General features: G+C 66.5%; 13 protein-coding genes. 3 read left to right on the top strand and 10 right to left on the bottom strand.

The genetic code is table 11. The annotated features are described in order from the left end of the window. Window positions 1–30 precede the first annotated feature (30 nt). On the bottom strand, window positions 31–1,266 hold the full coding sequence (tyrS, locus tag AVKW3434_RS05055; protein ID WP_284404979.1) for a tyrosine--tRNA ligase: 1,236 nt from the start codon (window positions 1,264–1,266) through the stop codon (window positions 31–33). A gap of 179 nt (window positions 1,267–1,445) precedes the next feature. Here tyrS and AVKW3434_RS05050 point away from each other — a divergent pair, with 179 nt between their 5' ends. Both AVKW3434_RS05050 and AVKW3434_RS05045 read left to right on the top strand, forming a co-directional pair. Further along, the gene (locus tag AVKW3434_RS05050; protein ID WP_284404978.1) at window positions 1,446–2,807 is read left to right on the top strand and encodes a M23 family metallopeptidase; all 1,362 of its coding nucleotides are present in this window, start codon (window positions 1,446–1,448) and stop codon (window positions 2,805–2,807) included. Between the two features lie 22 nt (window positions 2,808–2,829). Further along, entirely contained in the window at window positions 2,830–3,939 is a 1,110-nt protein-coding gene (locus tag AVKW3434_RS05045; protein ID WP_284404977.1) for an anhydro-N-acetylmuramic acid kinase, read from the top strand. A gap of 4 nt (window positions 3,940–3,943) precedes the next feature. On the opposite strand, the gene mdtD is transcribed toward AVKW3434_RS05045, so the two are convergent. The 7 genes from mdtD to AVKW3434_RS05010 form a co-directional block, all read right to left on the bottom strand. Beyond that, window positions 3,944–5,368, bottom strand: a complete 1,425-nt coding sequence (mdtD, locus tag AVKW3434_RS05040) for a multidrug transporter subunit MdtD (RefSeq protein ID WP_284404976.1) — start codon at window positions 5,366–5,368, stop codon at window positions 3,944–3,946. A gap of 95 nt (window positions 5,369–5,463) precedes the next feature. After that, window positions 5,464–5,829, bottom strand: a complete 366-nt coding sequence (gene erpA / locus AVKW3434_RS05035; protein WP_008907234.1) for an iron-sulfur cluster insertion protein ErpA — start codon at window positions 5,827–5,829, stop codon at window positions 5,464–5,466. A 59-nt stretch (window positions 5,830–5,888) separates the two neighbouring features. Then, on the bottom strand, window positions 5,889–6,287 hold the full coding sequence (locus AVKW3434_RS05030; protein WP_272565112.1) for a bactofilin family protein: 399 nt from the start codon (window positions 6,285–6,287) through the stop codon (window positions 5,889–5,891). Between the two features lie 60 nt (window positions 6,288–6,347). Beyond that, on the bottom strand, window positions 6,348–7,061 hold the full coding sequence (locus tag AVKW3434_RS05025) for a DUF6776 family protein (RefSeq protein ID WP_284404975.1): 714 nt from the start codon (window positions 7,059–7,061) through the stop codon (window positions 6,348–6,350). 165 nt (window positions 7,062–7,226) lie between these two features. Further along, window positions 7,227–7,619 (bottom strand): 30S ribosomal protein S9, encoded by a 393-nt coding sequence (rpsI, locus tag AVKW3434_RS05020; protein ID WP_092745279.1) that lies wholly within the window; start codon window positions 7,617–7,619, stop codon window positions 7,227–7,229. An 11-nt stretch (window positions 7,620–7,630) separates the two neighbouring features. Beyond that, window positions 7,631–8,059, bottom strand: a complete 429-nt coding sequence (gene rplM, locus AVKW3434_RS05015; RefSeq protein WP_092745280.1) for a 50S ribosomal protein L13 — start codon at window positions 8,057–8,059, stop codon at window positions 7,631–7,633. Between the two features lie 162 nt (window positions 8,060–8,221). Next, complete coding sequence (locus AVKW3434_RS05010; RefSeq protein WP_284404974.1) at window positions 8,222–10,141, bottom strand: serine/threonine protein kinase; 1,920 nt, start codon at window positions 10,139–10,141, stop codon at window positions 8,222–8,224. Window positions 10,142–10,389: 248 nt separating this feature from the next. Between AVKW3434_RS05010 and AVKW3434_RS05005 the strand changes: the two genes are divergently transcribed. Further along, a complete protein-coding gene (locus tag AVKW3434_RS05005; protein ID WP_284398247.1) occupies window positions 10,390–11,283 on the top strand; it encodes a 23S rRNA (adenine(2030)-N(6))-methyltransferase RlmJ in 894 nt (297 codons plus the stop codon). Window positions 11,284–11,293: 10 nt separating this feature from the next. Here AVKW3434_RS05005 and AVKW3434_RS05000 read toward each other — a convergent pair whose 3' ends face one another. Together AVKW3434_RS05000 and AVKW3434_RS04995 are read right to left on the bottom strand one after the other, a co-directional pair. Continuing rightward, window positions 11,294–11,950 (bottom strand): septal ring lytic transglycosylase RlpA family protein, encoded by a 657-nt coding sequence (locus tag AVKW3434_RS05000; RefSeq protein WP_284404973.1) that lies wholly within the window; start codon window positions 11,948–11,950, stop codon window positions 11,294–11,296. Then, a complete protein-coding gene (locus AVKW3434_RS04995) occupies window positions 11,916–12,518 on the bottom strand; it encodes a hypothetical protein (protein WP_284404972.1) in 603 nt (200 codons plus the stop codon). Before AVKW3434_RS04995 ends, AVKW3434_RS05000 begins: the two co-directional genes overlap by 35 nt. Between the last annotated feature and the right edge of the window lie 4 nt (window positions 12,519–12,522).

Genomic DNA, 12,522 nt, shown 5'->3' with positions numbered 1-12,522 from the left:
GCGTGCGGCGCATGCCGCGATCCGGCGCGTTCAGGCGCTGAGCGTGACCCGCGCGAACTTGCGCTTGCCCACCTGGAGCACGTAAGTGCCCGCTTCCAGCTTGAGCCCCTTGTCGCTGACGACACCACCGTCCACACGCACACCACCGCCATCGATCAGGCGGCTGGCCTCGCTGCCGGAAGGCGCCAGATTGGCCTGGCGCAGCACCGCGCCGATGCCCAGCGGCGCCCCGGCCAGGGCCACCTCGGGAATCTCGTCGGGCACCCCGCCCTTGCTGCGGTTGATGAAGTCCACCTCGGCCGCATCGGCGGCCGCCGCGCTGTGAAAGCGCGCGGTGATCTCCTTGGCGAGCATCACCTTGGCGTCCTTGGGGTTGCGGCCCGCCTCCACCTCGGCCTTGAGCGCGGCGATCTCGGCGAGGGACTTGAACGACAGCAGCGTGTACCAGTCCCACATCAGCGTGTCGGAGATGGACAGCACCTTGGCGAACATGGTGTTGGCGTCTTCCGCAATGCCGATGTAGTTGTTCTTGGATTTCGACATCTTGTCGACGCCATCCAGACCAACCAGCAGCGGCATGGTGAGCACGCACTGCGGCTCCTGGCCGTACTCCTGCTGGAGATGGCGACCCATGAGCAGGTTGAACTTCTGGTCGGTGCCACCCAGTTCCAGGTCGCTCTTCAACGCCACCGAGTCGTAGCCCTGCATGAGCGGGTAGAGGAATTCGTGCACGCTGATCGACTGCCCGGTCGAAAAGCGCTTGTGGAAATCGTCGCGCTCCATCATGCGTGCAACCGTGTACTTGGCGGCGAGCTGGATCATGCCGGTCGCGCCCAGCGGCTCGCTCCATTCGCTGTTGTAGCGGATCTCCGTTTTGGCCGGGTCCAGCACCATGCTGGCCTGGCGGTAGTAGGTCTCGGCATTGGCCTTGATCTGCTCGGGGGTGAGGGGCGGCCGGGTGCTGTTGCGGCCGGAGGGGTCGCCGATCAGGCTGGTGAAGTCGCCGATCAGGAAGATCACCTGGTGCCCCAGGTCCTGCAACTGGCGCATCTTGTTGAGCACCACGGTGTGGCCGATGTGGATGTCCGGCGCCGTCGGGTCCAGCCCCAATTTGATGCGCAGCGGCACGCCGGTCGCCTCGGAGCGTGCCAGCTTCTTCGTCCATTCGTCGCGGGGCAGCAATTCGTCAGCGCCCCGGAGCGATACCTCAAGCGCCCGTCCTACACCATCGGTGATTGGGAATGTTGTAACAGCAGATTGATTCATAAGGGTTTTTTTGGGGGTTTCCGGGGCGCTCGTCGTTATACTCCGGCCCACATTTGCAGTGGCGGATTCTAGTGGTCCTGCCGGTTCGGACCCTTGCACCGAATGGCTGCAGCCTGACCTAAGCTCGTGCGTTCCGCCCCCACCCGGCCCGAACGCACCTCACCCTGGGGTAAGACACTTTGAACAATGGCTTGACATCCGCCAGCCTCGCACTGCTGGACCGGCTATCGCGCATCGCCCAGACCCATCCCAAGCGCATCACCGCCGCCATCGCAACGCTGTTGCTGACGGGCGGCGGCGGCGCTTTCGCCGTCGCCTCCTTCGCGCCGGACCCCGCCGACCTGCCCCGCAGCACGGTCGAATACGCGGTGGATTCGCTGGCCAGCGACCAGTCCCTGCCAGCGCTGGTGGACATTCCGAACTATTCCCTCTACCGCTCTGACCAGACCCGCAGCAGCGACACCGCCGAAGCCATCCTGCAGCGCCTGGGTGTGGCGGACCCCGCGGCCGCGGCCTTCCTGCGCAGCGACGGCCAGGTGCGCCAGACCCTGCTGGGCCGCTCGGGCCGGTCCGTATCGGCAGAAACCACGGATGACCACCGCCTCATCAGCCTCACGGCGCGCTGGGTCCAGGACGACAGCGGCAATTTCCGCCGGCTGGTCGTGCAACGCAAGGGCAACGAATTCACCTCGCGCGTCGAGACGGCGCCGCTCACCGTGGGCACGCGGCTGGCTGGCGGCATCATCCGCAGCTCGCTGTTCGCCGCGACCGACGCTTCCAACATTCCCGATGCCGTGGCGACACAGATCGCCGAGGTGTTCGCCAGCAACATCGATTTCCACCGCGCCCTGCGCAAGGACGACCGGTTCTCGGTGGTCTACGAAACGCTCGAAGCCGATGGCGAGCCGCTGCGCAGCGGCCGCGTGCTGAGCGCGGAATTCCACAACAACGGCAAGACGCACGACGCCGTCTGGTTCCAGGACACGCCCGCCGCCAAGGGCGCGTACTACACGCTGGACGGCGAGAGCATGCGCCGCGCCTACCTCACCTCGCCGGTGGAGTTCTCGCGCATCTCGAGCGGCTTCAAGATGCGCTTTCATCCCATCCTGCAGAAGTGGCGCGCCCACCTGGGCACCGACTTCGCAGCGCCCACCGGCACGGCCGTGCGCACCGTGGGCGACGGCACGGTCGATTTCGCCGGGGTGCAGAACGGCTATGGCAACGTCATCTACGTCAAGCACCGCAACCAGCATGTCACCGTGTATGCCCACCTGAGCCGCATCGACGTGCGCAAGGGCCAGAGCGTGGAGCAGGGACAGACCATCGGCGCCGTCGGCGCGACGGGCTGGGCCACCGGCCCCCACCTGCACTTCGAGTTCCGCGTGGACGGCCAGCACCAGGACCCCATGGTGATCGCGCAGCAAAGCGAAGCCGCCACGCCGGTGTCCAGCGCCTCGCGCGCCGCCTTCAACCGCCTGGCATCGAACATGCGCATCCAGTTGTCGGCCGCCGCCCAGGTGCAGCAAGCCAGCGCCCAGTAAACGCGCTGCGCGTTCCGGCCCCATGCCAGCGCTGTACATCGGTCTCATGTCGGGCACCTCGCTCGACGGAGTCGACGGGGTGCTGGCAAATTTCTCCGAACAAAAATGCAAGGTCGCGCAATATGCATGCGCACCCTTTGCTCCTGATTTAAGAGCAGAGCTGCTTGCACTCAACACACCCGGTGCCGACGAACTGCACCGCGCCGCGCTGGCCGGAAACGCATTGGCGCGCGCCTATGCCGGCGTGGTGCACACGCTTTTGAGCCAGGCCGGCCTGTCACCCTCCGCCGTTCGCGCCATCGGCGCCCACGGGCAGACGGTGCGCCATCGCCCCCAGACTTTTGACGGCACCGGATACACGCTGCAACTGGGCAACGCGGCCTTGCTGGCCGAATCGACGGGCATCGACGTGGTGGCCGACTTCCGCAGCCGCGACGTGGCGGCGGGCGGCCAGGGTGCACCGCTGGTACCGGCGTTTCACCAGGGGGTGTTCGGCCAGTCCGGCCGGACCGTCTGCGTACTGAACATCGGTGGCATCTCCAACCTCAGCGTGCTGGGTGCGCAGGGTGCGGTGCTGGGATTCGATTGCGGGCCCGGCAACGCACTGATGGACCACTGGTGCCAGCAGCACACGGGCCAACCGTTCGACCGCGACGGTGCCTGGGCCGCCAGCGGGCAGGTCCTGCCCGCGCTGCTCGGCGCGCTACGGTCCGAGCCGTATCTGTCGCACCCACCGCCCAAAAGCACAGGGCGTGACCTTTTCAACCCCACCTGGCTGGAAGGGCACCTGCCGGCGTTCGCATCGGCCGCCCCGGCCGATGTCCAGGCCACGCTGACCGAATTCACGGCCAGCGTCTGCGCCGATGGCGTGCGCCGTTTCGGCGGCGGCGACAGCCCGTTGATCGTGTGCGGCGGTGGCGCCCTCAACGGCCACCTCATGCGCCGATTGCAGGCACTTCTGCCCAGAGTCGCCGTATCGGCTTCCGACGAGCACGGCATGCCGGCCCTGCAAGTGGAAGCCGCCGCCTTCGCTTGGCTGGCCCACCGAGCCGTGGAGCGGCGCAGCGGCAATCTGCCCAGCGTCACCGGCGCGGCGGGGCCGCGCATCCTGGGCGCGATCTACCCCGCCTGATGGCTCAGACGTGCTCCGGCAAGTCGGGCACATCGTCCGCAGCCGCGCCGCTTTCGGAATCGCGTGGAGACAACTGCCAGAAGATGCCTGCCGAGGCGATGGTCACCAGCCCCATGCAGGCGAACGTGCCCTGGAAGGCCCACAGCGTCTGCTGCGCGCCTCCGCTCCCGAAGTGGCCTGTGAATGCCGAGAGCACCCCGCCCGCGGCGGCCACCCCCATGCCCATGGCCACCATCTGCACCATCGACAGCAGGCTGTTGCCGCTGCTGGCCATGCCCTGGTTCAAGTCCTTGAGCGTGACCGTGTTCATCGCCGTGAACTGCAGCGAATTCACCGCGCCGAAGATCGCCAGTTGCACGATGTGCCACCACAGCGGCTGCGAGGGGGTCGAGAGGGCAAAACTCGCCATCGTGATCCCCACCATCAACGTGTTGCCCACCAGCACGCGGCGATAGCCGAACCGCGTGATCAATGGCGTCGTGAAACGCTTCATCGACATGCCGGCCAATGCGACCGGCAGCATCATCAGTCCGGCATGCAGGGGGGTGTAGCCCATCGTCACCTGCAGCATCAGGGGGATGAGGAAGGGCATGCACGAGCTGCCCAGGCGCGAAAACAGGTTGCCCAGCAGCCCGATGCGCAGCGTGGCCACCGAGAACAGCCGGGGCGAGAACAGCGGGTTCGGCTTGCGTGCCGCATGCAGCCAGTACGCCACCAGGCTCGCCAGCCCGAAAATTAGCAGCACGAGCACACTCGCCTGCCGCAGCCCCAGGCTCGACAGTCCATCGAGCGCCAGAGACAGCGCCGCCATGCCGAAGGCCAGCATGAGATAGCCCGCCAGGTCGAAGCGGGCCACCGGGGCGCCCGGCACGGCCGGCATGTACCGCAGCGTCGCCAGGCACCCGATCAGACCGACCGGCACGTTGATCAGGAAGATCCAGTGCCACGATGCCACCTCCACCAGCCAGCCACCCAGCGTGGGGCCGATCAGCGGCCCGATGAGGCCCGGGATCGCCACGAAGCTCATGGCCTGCAGAAACTTCTCACGCGGAAAGGTGCGCAGCACCACCAGCCGCCCCACCGGCAGCAACAGCGCTCCGCCCAGGCCCTGCACCACCCGCGCCGCCACCAGTTGGTCCAACTGGCTGGACACGGCGCAAAGCACCGATCCCACGACGAACAGCACGATGGCGCTCAGATACACCCGCCGTGCGCCGAAGCGGTCGGCCACCCAGCCCGATGCCGGGATCAGCAACGCCATGGACAGCGAATACGCCACCACGACCGATTGCATGCGCAGCGGACTTTCCCCCAGGCTGTGCGCCATGGTGGGCAGGGCCGTGTTGACGATGGTGGCGTCCAGCGTCTGCATGAAGAACCCGACGGCCACCAGCCACAGCAGGATTTGAAGGGAGCGCTCTTGTTGCATGCCGTTCCGATCAACGGCGGTAAGGTGTTCCGCCGCACATGCCCAGCAAAAAGCCGCCCGGAGGCGGCTTTTGAGTCAGGCGAAAAATCGCGCCATCAGGCGGAGAAACTCGATCCGCAGCCACAAGTGGTGGTCGCGTTCGGGTTCTTGATGACGAACTGGGCGCCCTGCAGGTCTTCCTTGTAGTCGATTTCGGCACCGACCAGGTACTGGTAGCTCATGGCATCGATGAGCAGCGAGACGCCGTTCTTGGTCATGGTGGTGTCGTCTTCGTTCGTGATTTCATCGAACGTGAAGCCGTACTGGAAGCCCGAGCATCCGCCGCCCTGGACGAACACACGCAATTTCAGGTCGGGGTTGCCTTCTTCGGCAATCAGGTCAGCCACCTTGGCCGCCGCGCTGTCGGTGAACAGGATCGGGGCGGGCATTTCGGTCTGGATGTTTTCGGCTACGGCGCTCATGGAGTGCTCCTTCGGGAGGGTTTGCCGTCGATGGTACTGCAATGCCCCTCGAATGTGGGTCAGCTGGCGTTTGACGCCAACTTCAGTGTGGGTTTTTCCTCGACCAGCACGGTCGATGGACTCATCTGTCCCGATATCGTGGCACCTTGGTGCATTTCAAGCGATTTGTAGTGCACGTTGCCGGTGATTCGGGCCTTGGGCTGCAGCTCCAGCAGTTCTGCGGCATGCACCGGTCCGAGCACCGTGCCGTTGACGATCACGTGGGCCGCGTGCACAGCGCCTTCGACCCGGGCGGACTCCGATATCACCAGAATGCTGGGCTGCTCGTCGCTGGCCCGCACGTCCCCTGCCACCTCGCCATCGATCCGCAGGCCCTCGGAAAACCGCACTTCGCCGTTGATGCGGGTGCCATGGGCAATCAGGCTCTTGATCGGGGGCTGCTTCTTGCGAGAGAACATGGAACACTCCATTCGGTTGGCGCGGGAGGGAATGGCCCATTGCCGACGCCGCCACCGCCGCTATTCTTCGATGCTCAGGGTCTGGGTGGCACGCACCGCACTGCCCTCCAAGACCCGCGCGGTCACGGTTTTTACCACGGCATTGCCGGGCAACGGCCACAACCCTTCCACCCGGCGGTACTGCTGGAACTGAAGGGGCTGCCCATCCGCAGGCATCGCCTGTGTCCAGGGGCGTCCATCGCGCGTGCCTGCCAGCAGCAACTCCAGCCGCCCACGGAACTCCGGCGCATTGCGCACCGGCTGGATCACCAGCACCTGCCAGCGCAACTGATTGCCGCCGATTACGTCGGCCTGCAGTCCACGGATGCTGACGCCCTCGGTCTTGCCTGCAGGAATGAGTTTTTCGAAAAAGCCCAGATCGTCCCGGAGGGCGCGGTTGTCCGCCTCCAGCTGGCGCATCTGGGCCATCAGGCGATCCATCGTGGTGCGCTCTGCGGTCAGCAGCGTGCCGGTAGAGCTCGACGTGTCCTTTTGCAAGCGCTGCTCCTCGCGTAACTGGGCTACCTCTTCGCGCAACCGCACCAGTTCGGCCCGGGAGCGGGAGTCCAGGCCTGCGATGCTCTTGCCGAACTCGAAGGCCCAGAGCGCCAGCGCGGCGCACAGGCCGAAGAAAATGGCCAGCAGCACCCAGCGAACAGGCCATGGCATCGCGCTGCGGACCGACACCCGCGGGGCACTGATGGTCAAACGGCGCCGTAGCAGCTTGAGTCGCATGTTTCCCTATCCAACAAATGGAGGAGCAGAAATGAAAAAACCGCCGGACAGGCGGTTTTTTGAAGCCGGAAAGCACCCGAGAGTGCCTTCGGCCGACTGACATGCCCCTCTCGCAGCCTTTGTAAAGGCGCAGCACGGCATGGCAGTCTTTTGCAGTGGCGAAGCTTAACGCTTGGAGAACTGCTTGGCGCGGCGTGCAGAACGCAGACCGACCTTCTTACGTTCGACTTCACGTGCATCGCGGGTCACGAAGCCGGCTTGGCTCAGTGCGGGCTTCAGCGTTGCGTCGTAGTCGATCAGGGCGCGGGTGATGCCGTGGCGGGTGGCACCGGCTTGGCCGGATTCACCGCCGCCGTGCACGTTGACCTGGATGTCGAAGGTTTCGACATGGTTGGTCAGCGCGAGCGGCTGCTTGGCGATCATGATCGAGGTTTCGCGGCCGAAATACTGCTGAATGTCTTTGCCATTCACAGTGATCTTGCCGGAACCCTTCTTGAGAAACACGCGGGCGACGCTGGACTTGCGACGGCCGGTGCCATTGTTCCATTCACCAATCATCTCAAGGCTCCTTAGATTTCCAGCGCCTTGGGCTGCTGGGCGGTGTGGGGATGCTCAGCACCGCCATACACCTTGAGTTTCTTGATCATCGCGTAGCCCAGGGGACCCTTGGGCAGCATGCCTTTGACAGCCTTTTCCAGCGCGCGGCCGGGGTGCTTGGCTTGCATGTCGCGGAAGTTCGTGGCCGTGATACCGCCGGGATAGCCCGAATGCCGGTAGTACACCTTGTCCAGGGACTTGGTGCCGGTGACCTTGAGCTGAGCGGCGTTGATGATGACGATGAAGTCACCGGTATCGACGTGAGGCGTGTAAATGGCCTTGTGTTTGCCGCGCAAACGGAGAGCAACTTCGCTGGCTACTCGTCCGAGGACCTTGTCGGTCGCGTCAATCACAAACCACTCGTGCACGACCTCAGCGGGCTTTGCGCTGAAAGTAGACATGAGTTTCTCTTTTCAAAGAACGGGGGGTTTGTCGGTCCTTTTCCACGGTCGGTGCATCTCTGAAGGAAGCCTCTTAGGTGGTGTAAATGCTCCGCCGCGGGACCAAAAAAGCGCTGCGAAGCCCGCCATTATACGAAGCGGCGGGAAAATGCCAAGGCAGGGCTATTGGGACAGCATCGTGCGGCGGCGTTCTTCGGCTTCCAGCCGGCGGCGGTTCTCGACGCACAGCGGGTGGTTGGCCACCGCCGCGTTCTGGCATTGCTGGTGGATGCACATCGGTCGGGCGATGAATCCGGCGTTGGCGCACGCTTCGTCCGGCCCCGCCACGCGTGCGGCCGCCGGCTTGGGCGTGGCCGCCGGAGCCGGTGCAGGTTCGGGCGATGCAAGCGCTTCCGCGGCCACGACCGCAGGCGTGGGCTCGACCACCTTGCGGGGCGCGGGTTTGGGCCGTGGTGCCGATGCAACGACGAATGCAGGCGCTACGGCCACCGATGCAGCGGATGCGGCTGGCAGCGCCGGTAAGGCGGCCGCTTCATCGACCACGGGGATTACTTCGGCAGGCGCAGAGGCCACCGGCGCTGGCGGCTCGGCCAGTTCCGTGATGATCTGGTCTTCCGGGGTGTACTTGGTGGGATGGCGCGTGTCGCGCGAGGCGTTCCACCACAGTCCGGCAGCGATCACAGCCACGGCCACCACGCCGGCGCCCGCCCAAAGCAAGGGACGGCGGCGCACGCCAGCGGCGCCCGATGCCGGCGATTCCTCGCCCGCAGCCTGGCTGCGGCGGGTCTTCGGACGCCCCAGCCTTTCCGGATGCTGAGGACGGCGCTCCTCGAAAACCGTTTCGCCACCTGTCACGGTATCTGCCACCTCTTGTCCTCCATCCATGAAAACCGTGTCATGCCCATCGGACACCACGGTGTCGCCCGCCTCCTGCCGATCGACGTGCAATTGCGCACCCGTGTCCACCGTCGGCGCCTCCACCGCAGCGGCCAGAGGCGCAGGCAAGGTTGCGCCCACCGCCGGCAAAGGGACCGAGGTGATGTCGATCATGGGCACCGCCACGCCCGTGCCATGCCGGTCGGCCGGCTCCACCCAGATATCGCCCAGTTCGGCGCGGAAATCGAATTGATCGATGCCCTCCGGCGGAGCGACCATGTCCATGGTGCGCAGGAATTCGTCGATGCTCTGGGGGCGCTCGTCCGGCCGCAGGGCCAATGCCTGTGAAATCGCGGCCACGAAGGGCGGGGAATATTCGACGCCGAACTGGCGCCGCACGGTCTTGGCCACCCGTGAGAACGGCACCATTCGGTCGCGGATCGACCGCAGCGTGGCCGGCAGCGGCGTGTCGTTGCACAGGCTGCCATGCACCACGGCGCCGAGGGCGTAGAGATCACTCCACGGACCCTGGCGTAGATCGCTCTCGCCGTCGTTGTACTGCTCGATGGGCGCGTAATTGACCTTCAGGACCGCCGTGTGCTGGTGCCCGTGGTCGCTGATCGCATGGCGTGCAGCCCCCAGGTCCAGCAGCACGGGAGGGCCGCTGTCCTGCAGGAAGATGTTGTCGGGCGAAATGTCGCGGTGCAGCGTCTGGCCGTCGTGCAGCACGCGCAGCGCGCTCAGCACCGACCACAGCATCTTGCGCAGCCAAGCCTCGGGCGGCGGCGTGCGCATGTGCGCGCGGGCCTGCTTGAGCGTCATGCCCGTGTAGAGCGGCATGACCATGTAGGCGGTGTGATTGGCTTCCCAGAAGCGGAAGACCTTGACCAGCGAGGGATGGTCGAACTGGGCAAGCAGCCTGGCCTCGCTCACGAACGAGGCCAGCCCCGCCTGGAAGGATTGCTCCTGGGTGGAAGACCGCACCCACAGCGACTGCCCCTGCGCCCGCGCCGCCAGCGCCGAAGGCATGTATTCCTTGATGGCCACGAAGCGCAGGAGCGAATGGTCAAACGCCTTGTAGACCATGCCGAACCCGCCCACCCCCAGCAGCGAAAGCACCTCGAACTCCCCCAGGCGCGTCCCGGCCGGCAGGGCGTCGACGTGGTGGACGTCGGTCGGGGGTTCGGTGCTGGTGATGGCGGACATGGTGACGGCTGGGCTTTCGGGCGGCAATGGTGCACCAGCAACGGCGCACCCGGCAACGGACAAGTGGATGGATTGCAACACATTGGCCGAAGCCGCCATCATGCAGCAAGCCCGCCCCCTGGCGGCAACAAGGCGCCCGGCGACGACCCCCAAGCCGTCGCACCGGCAGCGCCCCGGCCCCCACTGCGCCCCGACGACGGGCACGATCACGCGGCAACCGGGCGGTGCGTGGTTACCATTGGCCCATCATGTTCAGTTACCGCCACGCCTTCCATGCGGGCAACCACGCCGATGTGCTCAAGCACACGGTGCTGATTGCCACTTTGCAACACCTTACGCAGAAAGACGCAGCGCTCACCGTGCTGGACACCCATGCCGGCGCCGGCCTGTTCCGGCTGGACGGCGACTATGCCGCCACGAGCGGAGAGGCGGGGGACGGCATCCTGCGCCTGGTGCCGCCCACTGTGCTCAAAGAGCCCCTGGCGCCCGCGCTGCAGGCCTACGTCGACATGGTCGGCGCCTTCAACCAAGGCAACGTGACGCGGGTCTATCCCGGCTCGCCCTTCATCACGCAGCGCCTGTTGCGCGACCGCGACAAGCTCAAGGTGTTCGAACTGCACCCGACCGACCTGCGCGCGCTGGCCGGCAATGTGGCCCAGCTGGAGGCCGGCCGCCAGGTGGCGGTGCTGCATGAAGACGGCTTCGAAGGCATCAAGAAATTCCTGCCCCCACCGGCCCGCCGCGCGCTTGTGCTGTGCGACCCCAGCTATGAAATCAAGAGCGACTACGGGCGCGTCCTGGACATGGCCGCAGACTCGCTCAAGCGCTTTGCAACGGGCACCTATGCCGTCTGGTACCCGATCATTCCCCGGCCCGAAGCCCATGACCTGCCACGGCGGCTCAAGACGCTGGCCACCAAGGCCGGCAAGTCGTGGCTGCATGCCACGCTCACCGTGAAATCGAGCAAGGTGACGGGGGCCGCAGACGGACAGGCCCGCCGCCCGGGGCTGCCGGCCAGCGGCATGTTCCTGATCAATCCGCCGTTCACGCTGAAAGCGGCGCTCAAGCCCGCACTGCCGCAGATGGCCGAACTGCTGGCGCAGGACCACCACGCCTCGCACACGCTCGAGTCGGGCGGCTGAGTCCGCCCGCCTATTCGCCAGCGGCTGGCAACGGGCCGGCCTGCGACAGGCCGGAAGCCGAGGCATCGGGGCACTGCGCCGCGGCATCCTCCGGCGCCTGCGACACCACGACCGGCTTGGTGCCCAGCCCCAGCAACCCCAGCGCCCCGGCGGCGGCGCGGCTCACGTCGATGATGCGGCCGGGCGAGTGGGGCCCGCGGTCGTTGATGCGCACCTGCACGGCGCGGCCGGTCACCAGGCTGCGCACGCACACGCGCGTGCCGAAGGGCAAGGTGCGGTGGGCGGCGGTGAATTCGTTCATGTCGAAGCGCTCTCCGCTGGCGGTGCGGCGGCGGTGGAAACGCGCCCCGTACCAGGAGGCCAAGCCTTCCTGCACGAACGCATCGGCGGTATCGCTCTCGGAGGAGGCGTCCGCGTCCGGCGGGTTGGAGGGCGCATCGCCCGCCATGGCCGGCGGGGGCTTCACAGGGGCCGCGGCGCGGGGCGGCTGGGCTGGCGCAGGCAGGGGAACCAATGGCTTTTGCGGCGCCGCGACGGTGTCGTCGCCGGGCGCGGGCGCCTTGACCGCGCAGGCCACCAGGGCGCACGACAGCAGCGCGCCCGACAACAGCGCACCGAGGCGGTGGGGCAGTTCAGCGCTGGCAGCGCGTTTCGTAGGCGTCTTCAAAACGCTTCAGGTCCTTTCTTTCGCCTTCGGTCAGGTCCGTGCGGGCCCGCTTGGCGGTGAGGATGCGGCGCGACTCCCGGCATTGCTCGGCGTGGCGCGTGGCCTCTTCGCGGGAGGTCTGGGCCGCCACGCGCAGTTGTTGCTCCTGCTCCTGCCGCTGCTTGCGCGCCTCGCTCTGCTCCCTGTAATAGCGGGAGGAAGCGTCAGATTCCTCGTCGCGGCAATCGCGCTGGTACTCCCGGCGCATGCCGGCATAGGCGTCGGGCTGGATGCCGGAGGAGCCTCCGCGCAGCGTGTCGCTCAGGGAGCGGCAACGGGCGCTCATGTAGCGCTGGTAAGCCGGCCCTTCAGGCACGGAACGCACGGGAGGCTCATAGCGCCACGCCGGAGGCGGTGCGACAGGCCCTGCGGCCGCCACCGACGTCGTCGTGCCCGAAGGACAGGGGCGCGACATCGTGAAGCTGTTGCCCGCGGCATCCCGGCAGACGTACCGCGTCTGGGCCCACGACGGGGCAGAAGCCACGCAGCACAGGGTGGCGACCAACAGGGGAGCGAAGGCGGACGTCATGGAT

This window comes from Acidovorax sp. SUPP3434, assembly GCF_030159015.1.
Taxonomy (GTDB): Bacteria; Pseudomonadota; Gammaproteobacteria; order Burkholderiales; family Burkholderiaceae_C; genus Paracidovorax.
Note: the sequence above shows the minus strand (reverse complement) of the source record. Positions and strands in the feature narration are given on the sequence as shown.